Origin of the sequence: Streptomyces coelicoflavus, from assembly GCF_003112555.1 — a bacterium.
GTDB lineage: Bacteria > Actinomycetota > Actinomycetes > Streptomycetales > Streptomycetaceae > Streptomyces > Streptomyces coelicoflavus.
Map to the genome: position 1 here is coordinate 94,496 of NZ_BEWB01000013.1, position 26,114 is coordinate 120,609.

General features: G+C 72.6%; 29 protein-coding genes. 19 read left to right on the forward strand and 10 right to left on the reverse strand.

Features of this window, described 5'->3' with window-relative positions:
• Positions 1–95 precede the first annotated feature (95 nt).
• Together Sco07f_RS29530 and Sco07f_RS29535 are read left to right on the forward strand one after the other, a co-directional pair.
• Positions 96–782, forward strand: coding sequence for a class I SAM-dependent methyltransferase (locus tag Sco07f_RS29530; RefSeq protein ID WP_108989637.1), 687 nt, complete (start codon positions 96–98; stop codon positions 780–782).
• 106 nt (positions 783–888) lie between these two features.
• The gene (locus Sco07f_RS29535) at positions 889–1,344 is read left to right on the forward strand and encodes a DoxX family protein (protein ID WP_244942165.1); all 456 of its coding nucleotides are present in this window, start codon (positions 889–891) and stop codon (positions 1,342–1,344) included.
• Positions 1,345–1,371: 27 nt separating this feature from the next.
• Here the strand turns inward: Sco07f_RS29535 and Sco07f_RS29540 are convergent, their stop codons facing one another.
• Entirely contained in the window at positions 1,372–1,911 is a 540-nt protein-coding gene (locus tag Sco07f_RS29540) for an RNA-binding S4 domain-containing protein (protein ID WP_007448435.1), read from the reverse strand.
• Between the two features lie 125 nt (positions 1,912–2,036).
• On the opposite strand from Sco07f_RS29540, the gene Sco07f_RS29545 reads away from it, so the two are divergent.
• Positions 2,037–2,750: a uracil-DNA glycosylase gene (locus Sco07f_RS29545; RefSeq protein WP_007448412.1), complete on the forward strand. Its 714-nt coding sequence runs from the start codon at positions 2,037–2,039 to the stop codon at positions 2,748–2,750.
• Between the two features lie 56 nt (positions 2,751–2,806).
• On the forward strand, positions 2,807–3,778 hold the full coding sequence (gene pip, locus Sco07f_RS29550; RefSeq protein ID WP_108989718.1) for a prolyl aminopeptidase: 972 nt from the start codon (positions 2,807–2,809) through the stop codon (positions 3,776–3,778).
• A 104-nt stretch (positions 3,779–3,882) separates the two neighbouring features.
• Here pip and Sco07f_RS29555 read toward each other — a convergent pair whose 3' ends face one another.
• Together Sco07f_RS29555 and Sco07f_RS29560 are read right to left on the reverse strand one after the other, a co-directional pair.
• Entirely contained in the window at positions 3,883–4,377 is a 495-nt protein-coding gene (locus tag Sco07f_RS29555) for a GNAT family N-acetyltransferase (protein WP_007448434.1), read from the reverse strand.
• Positions 4,374–4,787 (reverse strand): RidA family protein, encoded by a 414-nt coding sequence (locus Sco07f_RS29560; protein WP_007448433.1) that lies wholly within the window; start codon positions 4,785–4,787, stop codon positions 4,374–4,376. Before Sco07f_RS29560 ends, Sco07f_RS29555 begins: the two co-directional genes overlap by 4 nt.
• 154 nt (positions 4,788–4,941) lie before the next feature.
• On the opposite strand from Sco07f_RS29560, the gene Sco07f_RS29565 reads away from it, so the two are divergent.
• The 4 genes from Sco07f_RS29565 to Sco07f_RS29580 all read left to right on the forward strand — a co-directional run bounded on the left by Sco07f_RS29565 (position 4,942) and on the right by Sco07f_RS29580 (position 8,385).
• The gene (locus Sco07f_RS29565) at positions 4,942–5,736 is read left to right on the forward strand and encodes a nucleotidyltransferase domain-containing protein (RefSeq protein WP_108989639.1); all 795 of its coding nucleotides are present in this window, start codon (positions 4,942–4,944) and stop codon (positions 5,734–5,736) included.
• A gap of 66 nt (positions 5,737–5,802) precedes the next feature.
• The gene (locus Sco07f_RS29570) at positions 5,803–7,203 is read left to right on the forward strand and encodes an amidohydrolase (protein WP_108989640.1); all 1,401 of its coding nucleotides are present in this window, start codon (positions 5,803–5,805) and stop codon (positions 7,201–7,203) included.
• Between the two features lie 151 nt (positions 7,204–7,354).
• Complete coding sequence (locus Sco07f_RS29575) at positions 7,355–8,044, forward strand: DUF899 domain-containing protein (RefSeq protein WP_007448403.1); 690 nt, start codon at positions 7,355–7,357, stop codon at positions 8,042–8,044.
• A 155-nt stretch (positions 8,045–8,199) separates the two neighbouring features.
• Positions 8,200–8,385: a DUF8839 family protein gene (locus tag Sco07f_RS29580; protein ID WP_007448401.1), complete on the forward strand. Its 186-nt coding sequence runs from the start codon at positions 8,200–8,202 to the stop codon at positions 8,383–8,385.
• 76 nt (positions 8,386–8,461) lie between these two features.
• Here the strand turns inward: Sco07f_RS29580 and Sco07f_RS29585 are convergent, their stop codons facing one another.
• Positions 8,462–8,905, reverse strand: coding sequence for a hypothetical protein (locus Sco07f_RS29585; RefSeq protein WP_007448432.1), 444 nt, complete (start codon positions 8,903–8,905; stop codon positions 8,462–8,464).
• On the reverse strand, positions 8,902–9,561 hold the full coding sequence (locus Sco07f_RS29590) for an ATP-binding protein (protein WP_108989641.1): 660 nt from the start codon (positions 9,559–9,561) through the stop codon (positions 8,902–8,904). The genes Sco07f_RS29585 and Sco07f_RS29590 overlap by 4 nt, the downstream gene beginning before the upstream one ends.
• Before the next feature lie 267 nt (positions 9,562–9,828).
• On the opposite strand from Sco07f_RS29590, the gene Sco07f_RS29595 reads away from it, so the two are divergent.
• Positions 9,829–10,689: a Sco1979 family transcriptional regulator gene (locus Sco07f_RS29595; RefSeq protein WP_054103402.1), complete on the forward strand. Its 861-nt coding sequence runs from the start codon at positions 9,829–9,831 to the stop codon at positions 10,687–10,689.
• Complete coding sequence (locus Sco07f_RS29600; protein WP_007448399.1) at positions 10,690–10,965, forward strand: DUF397 domain-containing protein; 276 nt, start codon at positions 10,690–10,692, stop codon at positions 10,963–10,965. It abuts the gene before it with no gap.
• 172 nt (positions 10,966–11,137) lie between these two features.
• Here Sco07f_RS29600 and Sco07f_RS29605 read toward each other — a convergent pair whose 3' ends face one another.
• Positions 11,138–11,617 (reverse strand): anthrone oxygenase family protein, encoded by a 480-nt coding sequence (locus Sco07f_RS29605; protein WP_108989642.1) that lies wholly within the window; start codon positions 11,615–11,617, stop codon positions 11,138–11,140.
• A gap of 204 nt (positions 11,618–11,821) precedes the next feature.
• Here Sco07f_RS29605 and Sco07f_RS29610 point away from each other — a divergent pair, with 204 nt between their 5' ends.
• Together Sco07f_RS29610 and Sco07f_RS29615 are read left to right on the forward strand one after the other, a co-directional pair.
• A complete protein-coding gene (locus Sco07f_RS29610; protein WP_007448398.1) occupies positions 11,822–12,454 on the forward strand; it encodes a nucleoside/nucleotide kinase family protein in 633 nt (210 codons plus the stop codon).
• A gap of 67 nt (positions 12,455–12,521) precedes the next feature.
• Positions 12,522–13,316, forward strand: coding sequence for a methyltransferase (locus Sco07f_RS29615; RefSeq protein ID WP_007448397.1), 795 nt, complete (start codon positions 12,522–12,524; stop codon positions 13,314–13,316).
• A gap of 6 nt (positions 13,317–13,322) precedes the next feature.
• Here the strand turns inward: Sco07f_RS29615 and Sco07f_RS29620 are convergent, their stop codons facing one another.
• Both Sco07f_RS29620 and Sco07f_RS29625 read right to left on the reverse strand, forming a co-directional pair.
• The gene (locus tag Sco07f_RS29620) at positions 13,323–14,348 is read right to left on the reverse strand and encodes a carbohydrate kinase family protein (protein ID WP_108989643.1); all 1,026 of its coding nucleotides are present in this window, start codon (positions 14,346–14,348) and stop codon (positions 13,323–13,325) included.
• On the reverse strand, positions 14,345–15,253 hold the full coding sequence (locus Sco07f_RS29625) for a pseudouridine-5'-phosphate glycosidase (RefSeq protein WP_167468266.1): 909 nt from the start codon (positions 15,251–15,253) through the stop codon (positions 14,345–14,347). The genes Sco07f_RS29620 and Sco07f_RS29625 overlap by 4 nt, the downstream gene beginning before the upstream one ends.
• A gap of 136 nt (positions 15,254–15,389) precedes the next feature.
• Between Sco07f_RS29625 and Sco07f_RS29630 the strand changes: the two genes are divergently transcribed.
• Complete coding sequence (locus Sco07f_RS29630) at positions 15,390–15,818, forward strand: VOC family protein (protein ID WP_108989645.1); 429 nt, start codon at positions 15,390–15,392, stop codon at positions 15,816–15,818.
• Positions 15,819–15,882: 64 nt separating this feature from the next.
• Here the strand turns inward: Sco07f_RS29630 and Sco07f_RS29635 are convergent, their stop codons facing one another.
• Both Sco07f_RS29635 and Sco07f_RS29640 read right to left on the reverse strand, forming a co-directional pair.
• Positions 15,883–16,437, reverse strand: coding sequence for a methylated-DNA--[protein]-cysteine S-methyltransferase (locus Sco07f_RS29635; protein WP_108989646.1), 555 nt, complete (start codon positions 16,435–16,437; stop codon positions 15,883–15,885).
• Positions 16,438–16,492: 55 nt separating this feature from the next.
• The gene (locus Sco07f_RS29640; protein ID WP_108989647.1) at positions 16,493–17,362 is read right to left on the reverse strand and encodes a glycerophosphodiester phosphodiesterase; all 870 of its coding nucleotides are present in this window, start codon (positions 17,360–17,362) and stop codon (positions 16,493–16,495) included.
• A gap of 290 nt (positions 17,363–17,652) precedes the next feature.
• Here Sco07f_RS29640 and Sco07f_RS29645 point away from each other — a divergent pair, with 290 nt between their 5' ends.
• The 6 genes from Sco07f_RS29645 to Sco07f_RS29670 all read left to right on the forward strand — a co-directional run bounded on the left by Sco07f_RS29645 (position 17,653) and on the right by Sco07f_RS29670 (position 26,102).
• Positions 17,653–18,531, forward strand: coding sequence for an MHYT domain-containing protein (locus tag Sco07f_RS29645; RefSeq protein WP_054103408.1), 879 nt, complete (start codon positions 17,653–17,655; stop codon positions 18,529–18,531).
• A 40-nt stretch (positions 18,532–18,571) separates the two neighbouring features.
• Positions 18,572–20,710 (forward strand): excinuclease ABC subunit UvrB, encoded by a 2,139-nt coding sequence (uvrB, locus tag Sco07f_RS29650; protein ID WP_007448389.1) that lies wholly within the window; start codon positions 18,572–18,574, stop codon positions 20,708–20,710.
• Between the two features lie 142 nt (positions 20,711–20,852).
• Positions 20,853–21,431 carry a TerD family protein gene (locus Sco07f_RS29655; RefSeq protein WP_007448387.1) on the forward strand — a complete coding sequence of 193 codons (579 nt, stop codon included), beginning with the start codon at positions 20,853–20,855 and terminating at the stop codon, positions 21,429–21,431.
• A 136-nt stretch (positions 21,432–21,567) separates the two neighbouring features.
• Positions 21,568–23,592 (forward strand): TerD family protein, encoded by a 2,025-nt coding sequence (locus Sco07f_RS29660; RefSeq protein ID WP_108989648.1) that lies wholly within the window; start codon positions 21,568–21,570, stop codon positions 23,590–23,592.
• A 251-nt stretch (positions 23,593–23,843) separates the two neighbouring features.
• The gene (locus tag Sco07f_RS29665; protein ID WP_007442053.1) at positions 23,844–24,845 is read left to right on the forward strand and encodes a TerC/Alx family metal homeostasis membrane protein; all 1,002 of its coding nucleotides are present in this window, start codon (positions 23,844–23,846) and stop codon (positions 24,843–24,845) included.
• A 156-nt stretch (positions 24,846–25,001) separates the two neighbouring features.
• A complete protein-coding gene (locus Sco07f_RS29670) occupies positions 25,002–26,102 on the forward strand; it encodes a calcium:cation antiporter (protein WP_042825936.1) in 1,101 nt (366 codons plus the stop codon).
• Positions 26,103–26,114 lie beyond the last annotated feature (12 nt).

Here is a 26,114-nt window from a genome sequence, read left to right on the forward strand (position 1 = left end):
CCACGCGACCGGGTCCGTTCACTCGGTCGGGTGAACCGCCGCTACGAGGGAACGGGCGTGCGAGGGCGGGCCGTTGGACGGGCATGGAGCTGAAAATGCGAGAGGGACACCAGGGCACGGGACCCGGGGCCATCACCCCGGACGGCTGCGCGGTCGAGCTCTATGCGCGGCTGCCCGCCGGAGCCGAGCCGGACATCGTCGCCGCCGCCGTGCCCGAGGGCGCGCGGATCCTGGAGCTGGGCAGTGGCGTGGGACGCATGACCCATCCGCTGCTGGAGCGGGGTTTCACCGTCACCGCGGTGGACGAGTCCGCCGAGATGCTGGAGCGCGTGCGCGGGGCGCGCACCATATGCAGCCCGATCGAGGACCTCGACCTCGACGAGCGCTTCGACGCGGTGATGCTGGCGTCGTTCCTCGTGCACACCGGGGAGGCCGAGGTGCGGAGAGGGCTGCTGCGCACCTGCGCCCGGCATGTCGCGGCGGACGGCTGTGTACTGATCCAGCGCGAGGGGGCGGACTACCACACGAATCTGCCGCGTGAGCGGGTGGACCCCAGCGGCTTCACCGTCCGGATCCTGTCGGCGGATCCGGTGGGGGACGGAGTCAACTCGGTCCGGGCCGAGTACGAGTTCCCGGACGCGGTCTGGACCCAGACCTTCCGGGCCCGGCCGCTGACCACGGAGCAGTTCGAGGAGGCGCTCGGGGAGGCGGGACTCGCGGTGGACCGGTATCTCACCGACGACGGGACATGGGTGAGGGCCGTGCCCGTGCGGCACGGGTAGTGGAGAGAACGGGAGGAAGAAGGGCGACGGTCCGGCGATGAGTTCCGGGGCGGCGAGCGGTCTGTATCCCGACAGCAGCACGGACCGCTCGGCTCAGGAGACCGCCATGTCGGACACCACCACGTCCCCCGTCACCACCACGTCCCCCGCCACCACCCTGCCGGCCCGCGGGCGCGGCCTCCGGGTCGCCCTGCGCGTCGTGCAGGTGCTCCTCGCGCTGTTCTTCGCCGTCGCGAGCGCCCTGCCCAAGCTGATCGGGCACTCCTCGGCGGCCGACACCTTCGCCGAGATGGGCTGGGGCGACGCGGGCATGTACGCGATCGGTGTCCTCGAGCTGGCGGGAGCGGTGGCGCTGATGGTCCCGTTGCTGCAGTCGGTGGCGGCGACGGCCCTGAGCGCGCTGATGGTGGGCGCGTTCGTCGTCCAGCTCATGTACTTCGACGGTGAGAACGCGGCGACACCGCTCATCCTGATGGTGCCGCTCCTGATCGTCGCCCGGGCCCGCCGAGGGTCCAACGAGGAGCTGGGCCGCCTGGTGCGGGCCCGGGTCCGGCGGGGCTGAGCCAACCCTGCCGTGCCCCGGCCGGGCTCAGGGCCTGCTCCCGGCGTCCCTTCGGGAGCTGCTCAGGCCCTCCAGCCCGCGCAGCCGGTCCATCTCGCGGCGGTCGCGCTTGGTCGGGCGGCCGGCTCCCCGGTCGCGGATGCCGGCGGGGGCGACGGCCTCGCGGGGCGGGGGCGGCGGGGAGTTGTCGATGTAGCACTGGACGGCGACCGGGGCACCGACGCGCTTGCGGATCAGCCGCTTCACGACGACGACGCGTTCCCGGCCCTCCTGCCGCAGGCGCACCTCGTCACCGACGCGGAGCGAGTACGCGGGCTTCACCCGCTCGCCGTTCACCCGGACATGGCCGCCGCGGCAGGCGGTGGCGCCAAGGGAGCGGGTCTTGATCAGACGGACGGCCCAGATCCAGCTGTCCACGCGGACGCTCTCGCCGTTCTGCGGCCCGGCCGCCTCGGCGGCGGCGATCGCCGCGGCGGTCTTCGGGTCCGGTGTCCCGGCGGCGGGAGCGGCACCGTCCTGCGGGGCGGCCACCCGGCCGCTTCCGCTTTCGTCATGCTCGGAAGCCATGCCTCGACCTTAACCGCCCGGCACGGTGGCACGGGCCCCGATTTCCCCGGCCGGCCGGCGGGTGGAACCGGGCAGCACGGCCCCGGCGTACCTCACGGAGGCCGGGACGGTCCTACGGTGGACGCATGGACACCGGTGGACTCTCCGTGCTCGACCAGCGCATCGCGGGCTGCCGGGCCTGCCCGAGGCTGGTCGAGTGGCGGGAGGAGGTGGCCCGTACCAAACGGGCGGCGTTCGCCGACTGGACGTACTGGGGCAGGCCGGTGCCCGGCTTCGGCCCGCCGGACGCGCGGCTGCTGATCGTCGGACTGGCGCCCGCCGCCCACGGCGGCAACCGCACCGGCCGGATGTTCACCGGCGACCGTTCCGGTGACGTCCTGTACCAGGCGCTGTACGACGTGGGCCTCGCCTCGCAGCCCACCGCGGTCCGCGTGGACGACGGCCTGGAACTGTACGGGGTGCGCATCACCTCGCCGGTGCACTGCGCCCCGCCCGCCAACAAGCCCACCCCCGCCGAGCGGGACACCTGCCGGGCCTGGCTGGTCCAGGAGCTCGAACTGCTGCGGCCGACGCTGCGGGCGGTGGTCGTCCTGGGTGCCTTCGGCTGGCAGGCGGCGCTGCCCGCGTTCGCCGGAGCGGGCTGGACCGTGCCCCGCCCCCGCCCGGCCTTCGCGCACGGCGGACACGTGACGCTGGACGCGCCCGACGGACCGGACCTGCACCTCTTCGGCTGCTTCCACGTCAGCCAGCGCAACACCTTCACCGGCCGGCTCACCCCCGAGATGCTGCGCGACGTGCTGCGCGGGGCGGCGGAGACGGCGGGCCTGGCCGCCCGGTAGGCCTCACCCCGTAAAAGGAGATGAGTGCCCGGGGCCGCTGCGACTACGGTGTCCCGATGGGCCGGTACCCGGAGATCGAACCGTACGACCACGGCATGCTCGACGTCGGAGACGGCAACCGCGTCTACTGGGAGACGTGCGGAAACCCGCACGGCAGGCCCGCGCTGGTGCTGCACGGCGGGCCGGGCAGCCGCGCGAGTCCGGGCCTGAGGCGGTACTTCGACCCCGCCGCCTACCGGATCGTCCTGCTCGACCAGCGGGGCGCCGGACGCTCGCTGCCCCGCGCGAGTGCTCCCGACACCGACATGAGCGTCAACACGACCGCCCACCTCATGGCCGACCTCGAGCTGCTCCGCGCCCACCTGGGCATCGAGCGGTGGCTGGTGTGGGGCGTGTCGTGGGGCTCGGCCCTGGGCCTGCGGTATGCGCAGACGCACCCCGGAGTGGTGACCGAGCTGGTGCTGACGGGCGTTGCCACCGGCTCCGACGCCGAAGTGGCCCTCCTGACCCGCGGGTTGGGAAACATCTTCCCGGAGGCCCACGAGCGGTTCCTCGCCGAGCTGCCCCCGGACGAACGCGACGGCAACCTCGCGGCCGCGTACCACCGCCTGCTGGAGTCGCCGGACGCGGCGGTGCGGGAACGGGCCGCGCGGGCCTGGACCGACTGGGAGACGGCGATCATCCCGGCACCGCCCGGCTCGGTCGCCCGGTTCCGGGACCCGGAGTTCCGCATGGGCTTCGCGCGTACCGTCACGCACTACTGGGGCAACGACCACTTCCTGGGCGACGGCAACGACGAGGGCGTGATCCTCAGGGACGCGCACCTGCTGCGGGGCGTCCCCGGCACGCTGGTCCAGGGCAGCCTCGACTTCGGCAACCTCCTCGGCATCGTCTGGCGGCTCCACCACGCCTGGCCGGACAGCGAGCTGGTGGTCGTGGACGAGGCCGGGCACGACGCCGGAGCGGCCGGCGACGAGGCGCTGATCGCGGCGACGGACAAGTACGCGCGCGGCGACACCGGGGCGTGAAGGACGCGGCGACACCGGGGCGTGAAGGACGCGGCGACACCGGGGTGTGAAGGACGCCGCGACACCAGGGTGCGAAGGACTCGGTGGCACCGGGGCGTGAGGACCTAGGGCCGCCACACGTAGCGCACGTCCGGCTCCCGTTCCTCGTTCCGGGCGCCGTCCGTCCACTCCACGGCCGTGAAACCGTGCCGTTCGTAGAAGCGGCGCGCGGGCGTGTTGGCCTGGAACGTCCACAGCGACAGCCCGGCCGCCCGCCGCTGCCTGGCCAGGGCGACGAACCGGTCCCCGAGCCCGATGCCGCGCCACTCGGGGGCGAGGTAGAGCTGCGACAGCTCCTCGCCCTCCAGCACCATCACCCCGACCACCGCGCCGCCGGCCGCCTCCGCCACCCAGGTCTCGTACTGCTCCACCACCACGTGCCGGAAGTACGCCCGCACCTCCGTGTCGGTGCGCGGCCGGACCACGTCCGGCAGTGCGGCGGCGAAGGAGCGCAGCCAGACGTCGGCCGCCGCGCGCGCGTCGGCGGCGGAGGCGCGCCGCAGGAGGACCGCACCGGCGCCCGTCCCGGCCTCCGCAACGGGCTCGGCTCCCCGGTTCACGGACGTCCGCCCTCCGGCACCGCAGCGGTCGCGGTGATCTCCACCAGTTGCCCCGGATACCCGAGACAGGACACCCCGAGCAGCGTCGAGGAGTGCGGGCCCGCACTGAGCCCGGACGCCTCGACGACGTCCCAGACGGCGGACAGCGCGGCGGTCTCGGTGCTCACGACGTACACGTCGGTCGACAGCACGTGCTCCAGGCCGCTCCCGACGGCGCGCAACTGCTCGGTGAGGTTCGCGATCACCTGCTCGGCCTGGCGGGCCGGATCCCCCGCACCGACCAGCTTCCCCTCGGCGTCGAGCGGCACGGACCCGGCGAGGAAGGCGAGCCTGGTCCCGGCCTCGACGACGGTGGCGTGGGAGTAGACGGGCGGCGGGAAGAGACCGGGCACGGTGACGCGCTGGATCACGGGGACTCCTGGAAGAGGGGCGGACAACATCCCGATCGTCCGTTCCCGGCCCGCGCCGCGCACCCGAATTTCGCTCGCGACCCGCGTCCCGGCCGCCTAGGCTCCCGGCATCAGCCCCGCCCTGCCTCCCCCTCCCACGCCAGGAGCCCACCCAGTGCCCACCCCCACCTCCACCCCCACACTCACGGACCAGGCGTTCCTCGACACCACCGCCGACCGGCTCGCCGCCCTGCCCGCGGTCCGGGCGGTCACCCTCGGCGGCTCCCGGGCACAGGGCACGCACGGACCGGACAGCGACTGGGACCTGGCGGTCTACTACCGGGGCGCCTTCGACCCGGACGACCTCCGGGCGGTGGGCTGGGAGGGCGAGATCTCGGAGATCGGCGCGTGGGGCGGCGGCGTGTTCAACGGCGGTGCCTGGCTGACGGTCGACGGGCGCCGGGTCGACGTGCATTACCGCGACCTGGACGTGGTCGAGCACGAGGAGACCGAGGCACGGGCGGGCCGTTTCGGCGTCGAACCGTTGATGTTCCACCTGGCGGGCATCCCCACGTACCTCGTGGTCGCCGAACTGGCGATCAACAAGGTGCTGCGCGGCAGTCTGCCCCGCCCCGCCTACCCGGAGGCCCTCCGCACCACAGCCCCCGACCGCTGGTACGGCGCCGCCACCGCCACCCTCGCCTACGCCAGGGCCGGACACGCCCCCAGGGGCGCCCTCACCCAGGTCGCCGGCGCCCTGGCCCTCGCCACGACCCAGACGGCGCACGCGGTCCTGGCGGCACGCGGGGAATGGGTGACGAACGAGAAGGGGATGGTCGGCCGGGCCGGACTGGACGGGGTCGACGCACTGGTCGCGGCCCTGACACCGGAGCCGGAGAGCCTGGCACGCGCGGTCGACGACTGCGGGACGCTGCTCGACGAGGCCGTGCGGACGGCCCGGTCCGGGTGACGCGGCGGGCCGGCTGATCAGCCGGGCCGGATGCCGGGCCGACTCCCGGGGCCGTACGTTGGCGTGATGACGCCCTCTCCGCATGAGAAGCCGCAGCCCGGCGCCTGCCGCGGCAGTTCCGGCCGGCCGGCCGATCTCGTCATCACCGGTTGCACCGTTCTCGTGCACGACGACCGGGGACGGATCGGATTCGAGCAGGACGCGGCCGTCGTCGTGCGCGACGGCATCGTCGACTCCGTGACCACCGCCGCGGCCGGGGCCGCGGTGCCCGCCGCCGAACGCATCGACGCACGCGGTCAGGTCGCCCTGCCCGGGCTGATCAACTGCCACACGCACGCGCCGATGGTCGCGCTGCGCGGACTCGCCGAGGACCTGCCCACCGAGGAGTGGTTCAACGACGTCGTCTGGCCCGTCGAGTCCAACCTGACGGTGCGGGACGTGATCCTGGGCGCCCGACTGGCCTGCGCCGAGATGATCCGCGCGGGCGTCACGGCCTTCGCGGACAGCTACTTCCACATGGACGCCGTGGCCGCGGTCGTCGACCAGTGCGGGATGCGGGCGCAGTTGGGGCAGGCGTACTTCTCCTCGCAGGGGCCCGAAGGCATGGCGGCGTCGCTGGAGTTCGCGCTGCGCCGCCGTGGCGCCGCGGGCGGCCGGATCACCACCGCCCTCGCTCCGCACGCCCCCTACACGGTGGTCGACGCCGACCTGGCCGCGACCGCCGAACTCGCCCGCGAGCACGGCCTGCCCGTGCACCTCCACGCCGCCGAGAACCGCGACCAGACCGACACCAGCCTCGCCCGCCACGGGGTCACCCCGATCGGGGTCCTGGAACGCACCGGCGTCCTCGGCACCGACGTGCTCATCGCCCACGGCACCGGCATCACCGAGGGCGACCTGCCGCTCCTCGCGCGTGCGGACGGCCGTACGGCGGTGGCGACCGCGCCCCGCGGCTACCTCAAGTTCGCCTGGCCCGGCACCACGCCCGTGCGCGCCCTGCGCGACATCGGCGTCCCCGTGGGGCTCGCCACCGACGGAGCCGCCTCCAACAACTCCCTCGACGTGTGGGAGTCGATGGCACTCACGTCCCTCATCCAGAAGTCCACCGAGGGCGACCCCCGCTGGCTGACCTCCCGTCAGGCACTGCACCACGCCACCGTGCAGAGCGCCGAGGCGGTCGGGCTCGGGGACGCCGTCGGCCGCATCGCACCGGGGCGGCGGGCCGACCTGATCCTCGTCGACCTCACCGGACCGCACACGCAGCCCGTGCACGACCTCGCCGCCACCCTGGTGCACAGCGCGCGCTCCGCCGACGTGCGCACGACGATCGTCGACGGGCGCGTCCTCATGCGCGACCGCCGACTGCTCACCGTGGACGTGCCCGAGGTGGTCCGGGAGCTGGGGGAGCGGCTGCCCGCCCTGACCGACCGGCGGCACGGGCGGCGCATCCAGGAGTACGACACCTGAAACGCCTGTTCAGAGGCGCGTGGGAAAAAAACCTCCCGGGCAGCGATGAGTTCCGCTCCGCCCTTCGGTCACCACCCGGACGGCCCGGCCGCTTGCGGACCGCCGGCCGTCGGACCGAAGCACGACGCATGTCGCACAGGAGGCTGGAGCCATGTCGCTGCCCGAGATCGTCACCCGCGCGGACTGGCGCGCGGCGCGCGAGGCCTTACTGGCCAAGGAGAAGGCGGCCACCCGCGCGCGTGACGTCCTCAACGCCGAGCGGCGCGGGCTGCCCATGGTGGAGGTCGACAAGGAGTACGTCTTCGAGGGCGGCGACGGCAAGGCCACTCTGCTCGACCTCTTCGAGGGCCGGGACCAGCTCGTCGTCCACCACTTCATGTTCGCGCCCGAGTGGGAGTCCGGCTGTCGCGGCTGCTCGGCGTTCCTGGACCAGATCGGGCACCTCGCGCACCTGAGGGCCCGCGGTACGTCGTTCGCGGCCGTCTCCCGGGCGCCGTATCCGAGGATCCTGCCGTTCAAGGCGCGGATGGGCTGGACGCTGCCCTGGTACTCGTCGTTCGTCAGCGACTTCAACACCGACTTCGAGGCGACCCTCGAGCACGAGGGCGAGCTGGTGGAGCGGCCGGGGCTGAGCTGCTTCCTGCGGGACCGCGAACGGGTCTTCCACACCTACTCCGTGTACGGGCGCGGCCTGGACGGGATCGGCTCGACCACCAGCCTGCTCGACCTGACCGCGCTCGGCCGGCGGGAGCCCTGGGAGAAACCCGAGGGGCGCGCGGCGGCCCTCGGTGCGCCTGTGGGCAGTGGGAGAGTCCGATACCACGACGAGTACGAGGACTGAGACGCTCCGTAGCGAAAACGGCCGAACGGCCGAGGCGCCGCTCACACTTTGCGGTGAACGGGTGTCAACTGTGTCTCAGTACCATCACCACGCGAGGCGTTCGCTCCATGGTTGGCGTTTAACTCTACGAGTACAGCGCTACATGGAGGTGCGGAGTGAACGGGCGAACGGTGCTCGAACGCTTTCCCGCCGGCGGACCCCGAGGATCCTGGCCGGCGGAGGAGTTCGCACAGGCGCGGCGTCTGGAAGGCCTGCCCGCCGAGGTCGTCATGGACCTCGCCACGGACATGTTCCTGGTCGTCGTGCACCGTGGCGACGCCGTGGGTGACGCGGCCGCCTGACGCGCGGCCGCCCGGCGCCGAGGCGCTCACGGGGCACAGGCGCCACTGTTCCGCCGCGCTCACGGTGCCCAAGCGCTCACTGCGCCTGCGCGCCCACCGTCCGCGACCAGGTGGGCGTCGTGTTCGTCAGCCGGCACAGGGCCAGGTACAGCGGGATGGGCGGCGTGTAGGGGACCGTGCCGTCCGAGCGGTGCAGGAGGCCGGGGACATCCGCGGCCCCGGGCACCACCGCACCGGTGGCGTAGCGCGCGGGCGCGGGCCACTCCAGGGCGTAGTCGGAGTCGGACGGAACGATCCACCACCAGTGCGTCTCATCGGCGTAGACGCACCCCACGCGCGGCAGCCGGGGCAGAACCTGCTGGGCGAGGAGGGCGGGTACCGCCACCGCGTCGCAGCCCAGCGGTGCCGTCATGCCGTCCGGCACGGGCAGCCGCACGGGCGTCCCGGCACCGCGCCGTCCGCGCTGGAGGCGGACCATGGTGTCCAGGCCGAGCGGTCGGATGCCGGACGTAGCCCTCATAGCCATTCGGTCCCCGTTCCGCGGCGTGTCTCTCGGCTCTCCCGGCTCACCCGGCGGCGGGCCTCCGCCTCGTCCTCGTCTCCGGGAGTGTCCGCGGGGCCGGGCTTCGGGCGGGCGCCCCAGCCCAGGTCGTTGCGGGGCTCCGCGGGGCCGGTCGGTCCGTCGGCCCTGCGCGGCAGTTCGGCCCAGACCAGCAGTCCGGGACCGTTCTCGTGGGCGCCCCAGGCGTCACACAGGGCGTCGACGAGGAGCAGGCCCCTGCCGTGCTCGTCCTCGGGCTGCTGATCCTCCGAGGGGTGGGGCTGGCCGGGAGCGCAGCCCTCGTCGCGCACGGCTATGCGGACCAAGTCGTCGGCGTCGTGCAGTTCGCACACTATGTGTCTGCTCGCCGTGTGCACGATCGCGTTGGTCACCAGTTCGGAGACCACCAGGGCCGCGGTGTCGCAGGTGTCCTCGCACACCGCCCAGCCGCTCAGCCGGGCCCGGGTCAGGCGTCTGGCCTGCGAGGGAGAGCCCGGATGGGCGGCCAGCTCGAAACGGAACCGGCGCTCGGCGGCGGTGGCTCCCGAGGAGCCGGCTCCCATGGCGGCACCGAGGCCCAGGGAGCCCACGGTGGCGTCTGTTCCTAAGGGCGCGGACGGAATCACGCTTGCCACTATCGCCCCGCCGTGAACACTTGGCAAGTGTCACTCTGAAAAATGCAGAGTGCTGTGTGACGTTCTGGACGGCCGTGGCACACTGCTCGCAACAGCACGTCGAGCGGCGCCACTTCAGGTCGTTCGAAAGGCCTTTCCGGCTTTCGAACAGACCTTCGAATGGCGCCGCCGGGCTGTCCGCACCAGGACACGCCGGGCTCGCCGAGGCTGTCCGTACAACGGAACAGGGAAGCAAGGACTCTTTCGGGACTCTTCAGGAGGTGGGCGGTGAGCGAGCCGCGGTCCGCGCCGACGGTCGGCCAGGTCGTACTCGGCCGGCGCCTGCTGGACCTGCGGGAACGCGCCGGTCTCAAGCGCGAGGAAGCCGCCCGCGTCCTGCGCGTCGCCCCCGCCACGGTGCGCCGCATGGAGATGGCCGAGGTCGCCCTCAAGATCCCGTACCTCCAGCTCCTGCTGAAGGCCTACGGTGTCGGCGACGAGGAGGCCGACGCCTTCGTCCGGCTGGCCGAGGACGCCAACAAGCCGGGATGGTGGCAGCGCTTCCACGACATCCTCCCCGGCTGGTTCTCGCTGTACGTCAGCCTCGAGGGCGCGGCCTCCCTGATCCGCTCCTACGAGCCCCACTTCGTCCCCGGAGTCCTCCAGACCGAGGACTACGCGCGCGGGGTGCTGCGCTCGGGCGCCATCGGACAGACCCGGCCGGACGACATCGAGCGCCACGTCGACCTGCGCATGCAACGCCAGGAACTGCTCACCCGTGACGACGCACCCCGGCTGTGGGTCGTGATGGACGAAACCGCGCTGCGCCGCCCCGTCGGGGGACCGGAGGTGATGCGTGCCCAGATCGACCGGCTGCTCGAGGCCGCGAAGCTGCCCAACGTGACGCTTCAGATCGCCCCGTTCGCGAACGGGCCGCACCCCGGCACGTACGGGCCCTTCGTGCTGTTCCGATTCGCCATGCCGGAACTCCCGGACATGGTCTACAGCGAGTACCTGACCGGCGCCGTCTATCTCGACGCGCGTGCCGAGGTGGCGACCCACCTCGAGGTCATGGACCGCATGGCGGCGCAGTCCGCCACGGCACATCGCACGAAGGAGATCCTCAGGGATCTCCGCAAGGAGCTGTGAATGAACCGCATCAAACCCCAGCGCCCGCCACTGACCCGCGGTGAGCGGATCTACAACGGCATGCCCGCCCGCGAACTGGGCAGCGAGGGCTGGCACAAGCCGTGGAGCGGCGGCAACGGAGGCAACTGCCTGGAGGCGATGAAGCTCTCCGACGGCCGGATCGCGGTACGGCAGTCCACCGACCCGGACGGGCCGGCGCTGATCTACACCTCGGCCGAGATGACGGCCTTCATCCAGGGCGCCAAGGCGGGAGAGGCGGACTTCCTGCTGTCCTGAACCCTGCGCTTCGGATTGTTGTTTTTAAGCTGTTTGGCACTGAGTCGATCACCCGTCGCGAGGAGGACTCACCACCTGGAGTGAAAGGACGACCACCCGGCCGGCGAGGCGACGAGCCGACGGCGGCCGGGCGGCCGGCGGCTCGTCGCCCCGCCGGTCCGCACCCACCGGCTCAGGCGAGGGCCAGCACGTACGCCACCGCCGCGGCGGCCGAGGCGACGGCGCGGACGTGGTTCCAGGCCGTCCACTCGCGCACGTAGGCGGGCCAGCGGTCGGCCGCCTCCGCCGAGCCCGGCTCCAGCCGGCTCAGCGTCTCGTTGCGCGGCACGTTGGCGGCCGCCGTGACCCCGAACGCCCCGACCAGGTACAGCGCGCTGCCGAGCAGCAACTCCACCGCGGCCTCCTCGGGCCACAGCACGAGCGTCACCACGGCGATCGCCGCGGCCAGTACCGCCGTCCCGAGGAACACCGACATGAAGGCCGGCCGTACCGCGGCCGTGTTGATCGCGTTCATCGCGGCGACACCCTGCGCGGGCGGCAGCGCGGCGAGTCCCCGCATGACGAACGTGGAGAAGGCGCAGAAGACACCGGCCACCACGCCGGTCCCGAGCACGCCCAGCACCGTCAGCACGAAGTACGGTCCGTCGGTCATGTCCTGTCCACTCCCACCCCTCGCGCGGCGGCCGTCCTCCCGGCCACCGATCACCCCAAGTCAACCTCCCCGTCGGCACGGTGACCATGGCCGAGCGCCGCGGACCCATGCGCGAGCGTCCAGGCCGCCGGGCCGGCGACCGCCCGCACGACCGCCCGCACGACGACGCGACGGCCGGCCCGCCGGGTGACGCATCATGGGCGGGTGCGACTGGAAGCGATCACCTGGGACCGGCTCGGCGACCGGCTCGCCGAGCGACTGCTCGACGTGGAACCCGCCGACGGCAGTACCTGGACGCGGGTCGCCCTCGACGGCGCCCCGGCCGCCCGCCCCGGCGACCTCGCCGACCGCGTCGGTGAGGCGCTGCGCGTCCGCGGCCGCCCCTCGCTCGTCGTGGGGACGGCGGGATTCCTGCGCCCCGCCTCGCTCCGTCTGGAATACGGGCACCAGGACGTCGAGTCCTACTACAACGGCTGGTACGACACCGGCGCCCTGTGGCGGGAGGTCTTCGACCCCCTCGGGCCCGGCGGCGACGGGCGGGTCCTGCCCGACCTGTGGGACCCGGTCACCGACCGCGCCACCCGCAGCCCCCGCGTCCGGCTGCCCGCCGGCGGCGCGCTGCTGCTCCACGGCCCCTTCCTGCTGCGCCACTGGTTCCCCCTGGACCTGAGCGTCCACCTCGTCCTGACCCCGGGCGCGCTGCGCCGCCGCACTCCCGAGAGCGAGCACTGGACCCTGCCCGCCTTCGCGCGCTACGACGAGGAGACCGACCCGTCCGGCACCGCCGACGTCGTGGTGCGCGCCGACGATCCACGCCGTCCCGCCTGGAACGGCTGACCCGGAGGGCCCCGCCGCCGGAGCGTCGCCCCCTTCGGGCAAGCGGGACAACTGGGATGATCCCAGCATGACGCGAACCGACGGATACCTCCTCGACAACGGTCAGTCCGAGGCTGCGGAGCGCTTCGACGCCTTCGCCACGCTCTTCGACCCCACCACGTTCCGGCACCTCCAGGCGCTCGGCGTCGGCCCGGGGTGGCGCTGCTGGGAGGTCGGGGCCGGCGGCACGTCGGTGGTGTCGTGGCTGGCCAAGCGGGTGGGGCCGACCGGCAGGGTTCTCGCGACGGACATCGACACCTCACGCGTCGCCCCGGCCGGCCGTCCGCCGGTCGAGGTGCGGGTGCACGACGTCGGCGCGGAGGAACCGCCGGGGGACGGCTTCGACCTCGTCCACGCGCGGCTCGTGCTCGTCCATGTCCCCGACCGGGAACAGGCGTTGCGGTCCATGATCAAGGCCCTGCGGCCGGGTGGCCGCCTCCTGGTCGAGGACGCGGACCCGGCGCTCCAGCCCCTGCTCTGCCCCGACGAGCACGGCCCGGAGCAGCAGTTGGCGAACCGGCTGCGGCACGGCTTCCGCCAGCTGCTGTCCCGGCGTGGCGCCGACCTGTCCTACGGCCGCCGGCTGCCCCGGCTGCTGCGGGATGCGGGCCTGCGCCGGGTGGAGGCCGACGCCTACTTTCCGGTCACCTCGCCGGCGTGCGCCGCCCTGGAGTCGGCGACCGTACGTCAGGTCCGCGACCAGCTGGTCTCCGCGGGGGTGGCCTCCCACGACGACATCGACCGCCACCTCGCGAACGTCGCGTCCGGCGGCATGGACCTCGCGACCGCGCCGATGATCTCGGCATGGGGCCGCAAGGGGTGACCGCGGCTACCCGTCGGCCGCTCGCGGCCCGTCCGTACGCGGCCCGTCCGTACGCGGCTCGTTCGTACGCGGTTCCTCCGTACGCGGTTCCTCCGCACGCGGCGGTCTCCCGCCCACCCCTTCGACCGCCCGTGCGCCCGCCCGGCACCCGGCGGCCGCCGCCTCCTCGGGCTCCGCGCCCGTGAGCAGTGCGGCGAGGAACGCGCCGGTGAAGGCGTCCCCCGCGCCCGTACTGTCCCGCGGCGACGCCGTGACGGCGGCGACCCGCGCGCTCACCGTGCCGGACCGGGCCACCAGTGCCCCTTCCGCGCCCTGCTTGGCGACCACCAGCGGAACGTGCCGGCTGAGCTTCGCGGCCGCGTCCGCCGCGTCGGGCAGGCCGGTGAGCAGACCCGCCTCGGCACGGCTGGGGAGCAGCACGTCCACGCCCTCGACCAGGCCGAGGAAACGGCCGACGCCCAGCTCGGTGAGGAACCCGGCCGACGCCGGGTCCAGGCTGACCGGCACCCCACGCGCGCGGGCCGCGGCCAGGGCGGCCGACACCAGGGCGCGGCCCGGCTCCGAGAAGAGGAGATAGCCCGACAGGTGCAGCCGGCCGACGCCGTCGAGCAGCGTGTCCGACCAGTCGTCCGGCCCGATCAGCAGCGACGCCCCGCTGTCCGTCAGGAACGTCCGCTCGGCCGAGTCACCGGTGTCGACGAGGCAGATCACCGTCCCCGTGGGCGCCGTCGCGTCGACGACGAGCAGCGGACGCACCCCGCACGCCGCCAGCTCCCGCTCGTGCCACGCGGCCGCGTCCGCGCCCACCCGGCCCAGCAGCCTTACGTCCGCGCAGCCCGCGTACGCGGCCCAGCAGGCCACGTTGGCCCCCGCTCCGCCGGGCAGCCGCCGGATCGAGGCGGCGGTGTCCGTGCCGGCGGCCAGCGGTCCCCGGTGCCGGGCGACGACGTCCGTGACCACGTCCCCCACGACCAGCAGCGCGTCCCCGGGGGCGGTGCCCTCCGGGGCGGTGCTCACCGGAGCGGTGCTCATGCCCCGGTCCAGGCCGCCGCGATCCGGGCCGCCAGCCGCACGTTCCCCCGCACCGCCGCCAGGTTGGCGCTCAGCGAGGCACCGTCGGTGAGCCGTACCAGGCGTTCGAGGAGGAACGGCGTGACCGCCTGGCCCGAGATCCCCTCCGCCTCGCACGCGTGCAGCGCGTCGGCGAGCACGCGCGCGTGGAGCGCGGGATCGAGCTGCTCCTCCTCGGGCACCGGGTTGGCGACCACGAGCGCGGACGGCGGCACGCCCAGCGCGTCCTGCGCCCGCATGACCGCCGCCACCTGCTCCGGGTCGTCCAGCGTCCAGTCCACCGGGTGTCCCGAGTCGGACAGGTAGAAGCCGGGGAAGCGGTCCGTCCCGTAACCGGCCACCGCGACGCCCAGCGTCTCCAGCCGTTGCAGGGTCGCCGGGACGTCCAGGATGGACTTCACGCCCGCGCAGACCACCGTGATCCGGGTGCGGGCCAGCAGGCCCAGGTCGGCCGACTCGTCCTGGGTCACCGTCCACTCCCGGTGGACGCCGCCCAGCCCGCCCGTCGCGAACACCCGCACGCCCGCGAGGGCCGCCAGCAGGGCGGTCGCCGACACGGTGGTCGCCCCGCTCGCCCCCGAGGCCACCGCGAGGGGCAGGTCCCGGTGACCCAGCTTGCGGATGCCGTCCTCATTGGCGACCCGCTCCAGCTGCTCCTTGTCCAGGCCGACATGCGGCCGACCGTCCAGCACGGCGACCGTCGCGGGTACGGCGCCCTCCCGCCGCACCGCCTCCTCCAGCTCCCGGGCCACCAGCAGGTTGCGCGGGCGCGGCAGGCCGTGCGCGATGATCGTGGACTCCAGGGCCACCACGGGGCGACGTGCGTCGACCCCCTCCCGCACCTCTTCCGACACCACCAGCATCACGTGCCTGCCTCCCGTCCGGACGGTCTCCCTGTGCTCAGCTCTCCCTCATCCCTGGCGGGCCGGGGCCCCGGCCAAACCCCGCCGGTGCGGGAACAAAACCGTTGCGGCCCCCGGGGCGGGCCGTGAGCCTGGGGCCATGACAGACAACACGACACGTCTCGACCACGTCGTCCTGTGGGTGAGCGACCCGGTCGCCGCGGCCGGCTTCTACGAGAAGAACCTGGGCTTCGAACCCCTGCGGGTCGGCGAGTACACCGCGGGGACCGTGAGCTTCCCCTCCGTGCGGATCGACGACGAGACCATCCTCGACCTCGCACCGCGTTCCATGGCGGCCCGGATGCGCATGCTGCCCGGAGCCGACGCCAGTGCCGGGCATCCCGTCAACCACATCTGCGTATCCCTGTCCGCGCACGACTTCGACGCCCTGCGCGTCCGCCTGGACGAGCAGTCCATACCGATGTCCGACCTCTCGCACGGCGCCTACGGAGCCCGCGGCAGCGCCCGGCGCAGCTTCTACTTCGGCGACCCGGACGGCAACATCATCGAGGCCAGGCACTACGAGTAGCGGCCTGCTGGTCCCGCCCCCCGCCCGACTGCCTGCCTGCCCGCCCGGAGGCCGGTGCCGCCCGTCAGAACAACGGCTCGGGCAGCACGCCCTCCAGGGCGAGCAGCCGCCGCTTGGTGTCCACGCCGCCGCCGAACCCGCCGATGCCGCCGTCGCTCTCCACGACCCGGTGACACGGCACGACGACCGGCAACGGATTGGCCCCCATGGCCATGCCCACCGCCTGCGCGCCGCCCGGGCGGCCCACCCGGCCGGCGAGGTCGCCGTAACCGACGACCTCGCCGTAGGGAACGCCGGAGGCCAGCTCGCGCAGCACCTGCCGGTTGAAGCCCGAGATCAGCGACCAGTCAAGCGGCAGCTCGAAGTCGCGCCTGAGGCCGGCGAAGTACGCCTCCACCTGACGTATCGCCTCGGTCAGCAGCGGAGAACCGGACGCCTCGACGGGCTCCGTGCCCAGCCGGGCAGCGAGCCTTTCGAGCGCCCGGTCCCGCGCGGCGTCGGTGGCGTGGAACACGACGTTGACCAGGCCGTCGCGGGTGGCGGCCAGCAGCAGCGGACCGATGCCGGTGCCGACGACGGTCCACACGACCCGCTGCTCGTACTGCCCATGGCTGTCCATGCGCCCACCGTACGACCCGCCACTGACAACGCCCCGCCGGTCCACGGCGCCCGGGTCAGTCCACGGCGTCCCGCACCACGTCGGGCTTGTTGGTGATGATGCCGTCGACCCCGTACCCGGCGACCCGGCGCGCGGTCTCCGCGTCGTTCACCGTCCAGGTGAGCACCTCCAGCGGCCTGTCGTGCGGGCCCGTGAACGCGTGCACCGAGGACACGTAGCTCATGGAGAGGGAGCCGTGCGACGGGTTGATCTGGTCGGCGAACTCCGCGTACGCCGGCAGCTCCGACACGGCCGGAGTGCCGAGGAAACCGGTCTTGACGGCCGGCTTGAGATCGTGGACCGTTCGGATGCTGTCGGCGTCGAAGCTCTGCACGACCAGCCGTCCCGCCACGTGCCGCCGGTCGAGCCAGCCCTCGTTGGCGAGGATCTTGAGGGTCTGCCGCTCGATGCCCGGGTACAGTCCGGGGCTCTTCAGCTCCAGCAGCAGCTTCTGGTGGTTGTGCTCCACGCGGTGCACGTACTGCTCCAGCGTCGGCACGCGCGCGCCCGCGTACTCGGGCCCGAACCAGCTCCCCGCGTCCAGCCGCGCGATCTCGGCGGCGGTGAAGTCCTTCACCTTCCAGGGCGACCGGTCCGGGAAGACCTCCTCCACGTCGGTCGTACGCGCCAGGCTCTCGTCGTGGAGGACGACGAGTTCGCCGTCCCGGGTGCGCTGGACGTCGTTCTCCACCCAGCGGAAACCCAGCTCCGCCGCCCGGTCGACGGCGGCCAGCGTGTTCTCGGGCGCGTACCCGGAAGCACCCCGGTGGGCGACGACCACGGGCCCGTCGCCGGCCGCCTCGTCGGCCCGGGCGTGCGAGAGGGGTGCTGTGAGGGCGACCCCCAGAAGAGCGGTGGTCGTGACGGCTACTGCGCGTACGGGCATGCGTACTCCTCGCCTCGAACGATCACGGACAGCACCACTGTGACACCAGAGCGTCAACAAAAGAGGGGCGCGGAGTGGCCACGGGCTGAATGGAGTTGCTCAACTACGCTCACGGAGGCGGCACAACTGGGGCGAGACCGTGATTCTTTGCCGGAGAATCGTTCGACCATTCCGGTGGAAGTCATACTCTCTGCCTCGACCCTGATCGCCCGCGCGGTCCTGGGAGGGGGCGCACATCAGGAGCAACCGGGACACCACCGGGGTGTAAGAAGGCGGAAAGGCAGCCGCACATGCAAAGCACGGTCGACGGATTCAGCTACGGACTCGTCACACCGCTGGTGGCCTATCTGATGGCCTGCCTCGGCGGCGCCCTCGGTCTGCGCTGCACCGCCAGGGCCATGCTGGTCACCCGCTCGTGGCGCCCCGGATGGCTCGCCCTCGGCTCGGCCGCGATCGGTTCCGGCATCTGGACCATGCACTTCGTCGCGATGATGGGGTTCACGATCGAACACACCCCGATCCGCTACGACTGGCTGATGACCTTCGCCAGCCTCGCCGTCGCCGTGGTCATGGTCGGCGTGGGGATCTTCATCGTCGGCTACCGGGGCGCGCGCGGCACGGCCCTGTTCACCGGCGGCACCGTCACCGGCCTGGGCATCGCCTCGATGCACTACCTGGGAATGGCCGGGATGCACCTGGACGGGCAGCTGACGTACAACACCGTCACCGTCGCCGCGTCCGTCGTCATAGCCATGGCCGCCGCCACCGCCGCCCTGTGGGCGGCCGGACAGGTCCGGGGCTTCCTGTGGAGCGTGGGCGCCGCCCTGGTCATGGGGCTGGCCGTCACCGGCATGCACTACACGGGCATGGCCGCCCTCGAGGTCCATCTCACCGGCACGACCGAGCCCACCGTCGGCGGATCGTCCGCCGAACTGCTCGCGCCCATGCTGATCGGCCCCCTCGCCTTCCTCCTCCTGGCCGGCGTCGTCGTCCTGTTCGACCCGCTGATGGTCATGGGGAGGCCCGCCGTGGCCCCCGTGGAGCGGAAACCGGGCATCCCCGCCCACACCGAGGTGCCGCGCACGGTCCGGCACCCGGCGCACCACCCCGCCCGGCGCGCCCGCCGGCCCCTCGCCCACCGGCGCTCCCGCACCCCGCAGAACCGCTGACCGGGACCCGTTGTCAGTGCGGGGTCGTACGGTGGAACCCATGCGGCCCGTTTCCCAGATCGAACGCACGGTGGCGCCCTTCGAGGTCGTCAGCCCCTACCAGCCCAGCGGCGACCAGCCGACCGCCATCGCCGAGCTGGCCCGGCGCGTCCAGGCAGGCGAGAAGGACGTCGTCCTGCTCGGCGCCACCGGCACCGGCAAGTCCGCCACCACCGCGTGGATGATCGAGAAGCTCCAGCGCCCCACCCTGGTGATGGCGCCGAACAAGACCCTGGCCGCCCAGCTGGCGAACGAGTTCCGCGAGCTGCTGCCCAACAACGCCGTCGAGTACTTCGTCTCGTACTACGACTACTACCAGCCCGAGGCGTACGTCCCCCAGTCGGACACCTACATCGAGAAGGACTCCTCGATCAACGAGGAGGTGGAGCGCCTGCGTCACTCCGCCACCAACTCGCTGCTCACCCGCCGCGACGTCGTCGTGGTCGCCTCCGTCTCCTGCATCTACGGCCTCGGCACCCCCCAGGAGTACGTGGACCGCATGGTCCCCCTGCGGGTCGGCGAGGAGCACGACCGGGACGAGCTGCTGCGCCGCTTCGTCGACATCCAGTACACGCGCAACGACGTGGCCTTCGCCCGCGGCACCTTCCGGGTGCGCGGCGACACCATCGAGATCTTCCCGGTCTACGAGGAGCTGGCCGTCCGCATCGAGATGTTCGGCGACGAGATCGAGGCCCTGTCCACGCTCCACCCGGTCACCGGCGAGATCATCAGCGACGACCAGCAGCTGTACGTCTTCCCGGCCTCCCACTACGTCGCCGGCCCCGAGCGCCTGGAGCGGGCGGTCAACGACATCGAGAAGGAGCTGGCCGAGCGCCTGACCGAGCTGGAGAAGCAGGGCAAGCTCCTGGAGGCCCAGCGGCTGCGCATGCGCACCACGTACGACATCGAGATGCTCCGCCAGATCGGCTCCTGCTCCGGCGTGGAGAACTACTCGATGCACTTCGACGGCCGCTCGCCCGGCTCCCCGCCGAACACGCTCCTCGACTACTTCCCGGACGACTTCCTGCTCGTCATCGACGAGTCGCACGTCACCGTCCCGCAGATCGGCGCCATGTACGAGGGCGACGCCTCCCGCAAGCGGACCCTGGTCGACCACGGCTTCCGGCTGCCCTCCGCCCTCGACAACCGCCCGCTGAAGTGGGAGGAGTTCCAGGAGCGCATCGGGCAGACCGTGTACCTGTCCGCGACCCCCGGCGCCTACGAGCTCTCCCGTGGGGACGGCGCCGTCGAGCAGATCATCCGCCCCACCGGCCTGGTCGACCCGGAGGTCGTCGTCAAGCCCACCGAGGGGCAGATCGACGACCTGGTGCACGAGATCCGCACGCGGACCGAGAAGGACGAGCGCGTCCTGGTCACCACCCTCACCAAGAAGATGGCCGAGGACCTCACCGACTACTTCGTGGAGCTCGGCATCCAGGTCCGCTACCTCCACAGCGACGTCGACACGCTGCGCCGCGTCGAGCTGCTCCGTGAGCTGCGCGCCGGCGAGTACGACGTCCTGGTCGGCATCAACCTGCTGCGCGAGGGCCTCGACCTGCCCGAGGTGTCCCTGGTGGCGATCCTCGACGCCGACAAGGAGGGCTTCCTGCGCTCCGGCACGTCCCTGATCCAGACCATCGGCCGCGCGGCGCGCAACGTCTCCGGCCAGGTCCACATGTACGCGGACAAGATCACGCCGGCGATGGAGAAGGCCATCGACGAGACCAACCGGCGCCGCGAGAAGCAGGTCGCGTTCAACAAGGCGAACGGCATCGATCCCCAGCCGCTCCGCAAGAAGATCAACGACATCGTCGCCCAGATCGCCCGCGAGGACGTCGACACCGAGCAGCTCCTCGGCTCGGGCTACCGCCAGACGAAGGAGGGCAAGGGCGCCAAGGCCCCGGTGCCCGCGCTGGGCGGCCAGACGACGGGCGGGACCAAGGCGGCCAAGGGCCGGGCGAAGGAAACGGCGGTGAGCGACCGCCCGGCGGCGGATCTGGCCGAGCAGATCGAGGATCTCACCAACCGGATGCGCGCCGCCGCGGCCGACCTCCAGTTCGAGATCGCGGCCCGGCTGCGCGACGAGGTCTCCGAAATGAAGAAGGAACTGCGTCAGATGAAGGAGGCGGGCCTGGCCTGACGGCCCGTCGGAACAGCGCACTGTGTTGCAAGACCGACACAAAGCGCGGTCCGGGGTGGGGCACTGTCAGTGCCCCTGCGTAGTGTTCTGGTCAACCGCGGGCAACGCGGCAACAGGGGACAGTTCGAGAGGGGATCAGCGCGTGACCGTCAACATGACCAAGGGTCAGGCCATCAGTCTGCAGAAGAGCGACGGCGGCACCCTGACGTCCGTGCGCATGGGTCTCGGCTGGCAGGCGGCTCCCCGGCGCGGCCTGTTCGGTTCGCGCACCCGGGAGATCGACCTGGATGCCTCCGCGGTCCTCTTCGCGGACAAGCAGCCGGTCGACGTCGTCTTCTTCCGCCACCTGGTGAGCGACGACGGCTCGGTGCGCCACACCGGGGACAACCTCGTCGGCGGTGTCGGCCAGGGCGGGGACGACGAGGCGATCCTCGTCGACCTCCAGCGCGTTCCGGTCCACATCGACCAGATCGTCTTCACGGTGAACTCCTTCACCGGCCAGACCTTCCAGGAGGTGCAGAACGCCTTCTGCCGCCTGGTCGACGAGACCAACGGCCAGGAACTGGCCCGCTACACCCTGGCCGGCGGCGGCGCCTTCACGGCGCAGATCATGGCCAAGGTGCACCGCGCGGGCCAGGGCTGGGCGATGACCGCGATCGGCACCCCGGCCAATGGCCGCACCTTCCAGGACCTGATGCCGGCGATCCTGCCGGTCCTGTAGCGCCCGGCACGCTGGAGCCGGCTGCGGCGGTCCGGCCCGCAGCCGTCCGACACAACCGGCCGGTCCCGTACGCGGGGCCGGCCAGACCCGCGTGACGCCTCGCGGGCGACGTACGACTGACACAGGGGGACAGGCGATGACGGCCGAGCTGACGCGGGGACAGAACCACCCGCTTCCCGGGGCTCGTCTCGAGATCCGGGTCTCGGCCGGCACACCGGTCGTGGCCGGGGCCACGCTGGGCGACGAGGACGGCACCGTCCACGGCGTCGCACAGGTGGCACACCCGGGCGCGCCCACCCTGCCCGGCCTGGAGGTCTCCCGGCAGGCCGCCGCCGACCACCGCCTCGCGGTGGACCTGGACGCCGTCCCGGACGCCGTGCACCGCGTCAGCGTGCTGCTCGCCCTGCCCACCGGCGGCAGGGGACCGGCCCGTTTCGGCGCCGTCGCCGCGCCCTTCGTCGCCGTCACCGGCCTCGACGGCGCCGAGGTCGCCAGCTACACCATCACCGGCCTGGAGGCCGAGTCCGCCGTCGTCGCCCTGGAGCTCTACCGGCGCCAGGGCGCCTGGAAGGTGCGCGCCGTCGGCCAGGGCTACGCGGGCGGCCTCGCCGAACTCTTCGCCGACCAGCAGCTGCCCCAGGCCCACCAGCTCGCGGGGAGCATCCACGAGGCGGTGGCGAGCGGGCTGGCCCGTTCGGTGCCGGCCCCTCCGGCCGCCGCCCCGGCGCACCGTCCGGACCAAGGCACCGCGCCGCGGACCGGTACCGGCGGCTCCGTACCGCCGGCGTCGTCGCCGTACGACTCCCAGGGTGCCCCCGGTTCCGGGCCCGGCCCGCAGGGTCCCGGGGCGCCCGGACAGCACGGAGCGCAGCAGCCGTACCCGGGCGGTCCGGGGGAGCCCGCCACCGCCGGCCAGCCGGCCGCGCCCGGCGGAGACGGCCCCATCGACTACAGCCACCCGCGCCGGCAGACCGCGGCGCCGCCCCCGCCCCCGCCGGCCGCGGCCCCGGCCGAACCGGGCCGGCCCGCCCGGCCCGTCGCCGGTGACGCCACCGGCTGGTCCATGGAGGAGCGGCTCTACAACCAGGTGTGGGGCATGTTCGAGGACCTGGCCCGCACCACGGCCGCCTACCGCAGCGCCGTCGACTTCGCCGACTCCCGCATGGAGAAGGAGCTCGACCAGGTCCTGTCCGACCCGCGCAACCGGATCGGCGGACAGGGCGACGCCGCCCGGGAGGCGGCGCGTGCCCGGCACGGCGAGCTGGTGTCCCAGGCCCGGGAGGTCCTGGACCGGGACGTCGCCCAGCTCGTCGCGGAGGCCGAGGTCGTGGAGCCCGCGCTCCCGGCCGCGTTCGCGCGCTGGGACAACCCCGTCTGGCACGCCTACCGCGTCCCCATGGAGATCCCGATGGCGCTGCGGCTGGGCGATCTCCACCTGCCCGAGGCCGACCGCATACGCATCCCCATGCTGATCCGGCTGCCGCTCGAGCGCGGCCTGTGGATCGACAGCGGACGCTCCGCCTCGCTCGACGGTTCGTTCGCCGACTCCCACGAGATGAGGCGCCTGGGCCTGGAGACGGCCGTCGCCCACGCGGCCCGGCTGCTCGCCGTCTATCCGCCGGGCGAGTTCACCGTGCACGTCATCGACCCGGCCGGTTCCGGCGCGCAGGCACTGGCGCCGCTGGTGCACAGCGGGGTGCTCGCCGCGCCGCCGGCCCAGGGCGCCGCGGGGGCGACGGAGGTGCTGTCCCGTCTCACCGAGCGCGTCGACCTGGTGCAGATGGCGTTGCGCGGGGGCGCTCCCGACGCGCTCCCGCCCGGCCTCGACACCTCGCACCAACTGCTGATCGTCAACGACTTCCCGCACGGTTTCGACGACCGGGCCGTCAACCAGCTGCGCTACCTCGCCGACGAGGGGCCGGCCGTCGGTGTCCACCTGATGATGGTCGCCGACCGTGAGGAGTCCTCCGGGTTCGGTCCGCTGCTCGACCCGCTGTGGCGCTCCCTGCTCCGGCTGACACCGGTGGCCGAGGACCACCTCGCCGACCCGTGGGTCGGGCATGCCTGGACGTACGAGCCGCCGCTCGTGCCGCCCGGCAGCCAGGTGCTCCAGCAGGTGCTCGCGCAGGTCGCCGCCGCCCGCCGCTCATGGGATCGGTGACCGCCTCCGAGCTGGTCTTTTGAGCTTAATTTGCAAATCTCTTTACCTTCCCTTGGTGATTGGGGTACTGTCGTCCGTACGGAGGGGAGTACTCCCTGTCTGCTGCGGCGTACCCGTCAATACGGATCAGGCCAGATCCCGGGGCGTCGGCCCGTGGTTCGGACGCTTCACGTGTCCCGGACCGGGGTGGAAGAGACCTCCGGCAGCGACGACGCTGACATCTGCCGTGTGACGTACTGCCGGAGGCGTAAGTGGAAGTTTCGGTGACCCTGTGGGTCCTGACCATCGTGGGCCTCGCCGCCCTCATCGCGGTCGATTTCTTCATCGGCCGCAAGCCGCACGACGTATCGATCAAGGAAGCCGGCATCTGGACCGGCGTCTGGATCGCCCTGGCGGGCCTCTTCGGGCTCGGCCTGCTCCTCTTCGGCGGCGGTGAACCCGCCGGCGAGTTCTTCGCGGGCTTCATCACCGAGAAGTCGCTGAGCGTGGACAACCTCTTCGTCTTCGTCCTGATCATGGCGAAGTTCGCGGTGCCCTCGCAGTACCAGCAGCGGGTCCTGCTCATCGGTGTCCTCATAGCCCTGGTCCTCAGGGCCATCTTCATCGCCGCGGGTGCCGCGATCCTCGCCAGCTTCGCCTGGGTCTTCTACATCTTCGGCGCCTTCCTCATCTACACCGCCTGGAAGCTCATCCAGGAGGCCCGGGCCGACGAGGACGACGAGGAGTTCGAGGAGAACAAGCTCCTCAAGGCCGCCGAGCGCCGCTTCGGCGTCGCCGACCGGTACCACGGCACCAAGCTGTGGATCGAGGAGAACGGCAAGCGGATCATGACCCCGATGCTGGTCGTGATGCTCGCGATCGGCACCACCGACGTGCTCTTCGCCCTCGACTCCATCCCGGCGATCTTCGGCCTGACCCAGGACCCGTACATCGTGTTCACGGCCAACGCGTTCGCGCTGATGGGCCTGCGCCAGCTGTACTTCCTCATCGGCGGTCTGCTGAAGAAGCTGGTCCACCTCTCGTACGGACTCTCCGTGATCCTGGGCTTCATCGGCGTCAAGCTGGTGCTGCACGCTCTGCACGAGTCCGGCGTCCATGTCCCCGAGATCAGCATTCCGGTCTCGCTCGGCGTGATCTGCTCCGTCCTGATCGTCACCACGATCACCAGCCTCCGCGCCTCGAAGAAGCAGGCCGAGGCGGAAGCGGCGGCCGCCGGGAGCGGCGACGCCTCGAAGGACAGCGTCGAGGCCTGACCCACCGGGCCGGGGAGCGGCGAACGGCGCGGAGCCGTTCGCCGCTCCCCGCATGCCCGGCGCCCTTCGCGTGCCGGGCAGGGGCGGCCGGCCCGGCGGGTGAGCGGCCCGGGGACCCGGCGTGCGTGCCCCGTCGCCCTCTGCGACGATCACCGCATGGTCACCGGTCCCAGGGCGTTCCTCGCACGGTGGACGACCGTCACGCCCGTGGTCGCGGTCGTGCTGCTCGTACTCACCTGGGGCCGCTCGCTGCCCGGTGTGGTCGTCGCCCTGCTCACCATCGTCCTGGCGGCGTCCGTGCTGGCCGCCGTGCACCATGCCGAGGTGGTCGCCCACCGGGTCGGCGAGCCCTTCGGCTCCCTGGTCCTCGCCATCGCCGTCACGGTCATCGAGGTCGCGCTCATCGTGACCCTCATGGCGGACGGCGGCGACAAGAGCGCGACCCTGGCCAGGGACACCGTCTTCGCCGCCGTCATGATCACCTGCAACGGGGTCGTCGGCCTCAGCCTCCTCGTCGCCTCCCTGCGCCACGGCATCGCGGTCTTCAACCCGGAGGGCACCGGCGCCGCCCTCGCGACGGTGGCGACCCTGGCCACCCTCAGCCTGGTGCTGCCGACGTTCACCACCAGCGCGCCCGGCCCGGAGTTCTCCACCGTGCAGCTGACCTTCGCGGCACTGTCCTCGCTCGTCCTCTACGGCCTGTTCATCGCGACCCTGACCGTGCGGCACCGCGACTACTTCCTGCCGATCACCCGGCAGGGCGAAGTGATCACGTCCGAGGAGCACGCCGACGCGCCGTCCTCGCGCACGGCCCTGACCAGCCTCGGCATGCTGGGCCTGGCACTCATCGGGGTCGTCGGCCTCGCGAAGGGCGTGTCGCCGACCATCGAGAGCGTGGTCGCGGCCGCCGGACTCCACCACGCCGTCGTCGGCGTGGTCATCGCGTTGCTGGTCCTGCTCCCCGAGACGATCGCCGCGGTGCGTTCCGCGCGCCGCGACCGGGTGCAGACCAGCCTGAACCTCGCACTCGGCTCCGCCATGGCCAGCATCGGCCTGACCATCCCCGCGGTCGCCCTGGCCTCCGTGTGGCTCTCCGGGCCGCTGGTCCTGGGCCTCAGCTCCATCCACATGGTGCTGCTCGCCCTGACCGTGGTCGTGGCCTCCCTGACGGTCGTACCGGGCCGGGCCACGCCCCTCCAGGGCGGCGTCCACCTGGTGCTGTTCGCGGCGTACCTGGAGCTGGCCGTCAATCCGTAGACCGGGCGGGAG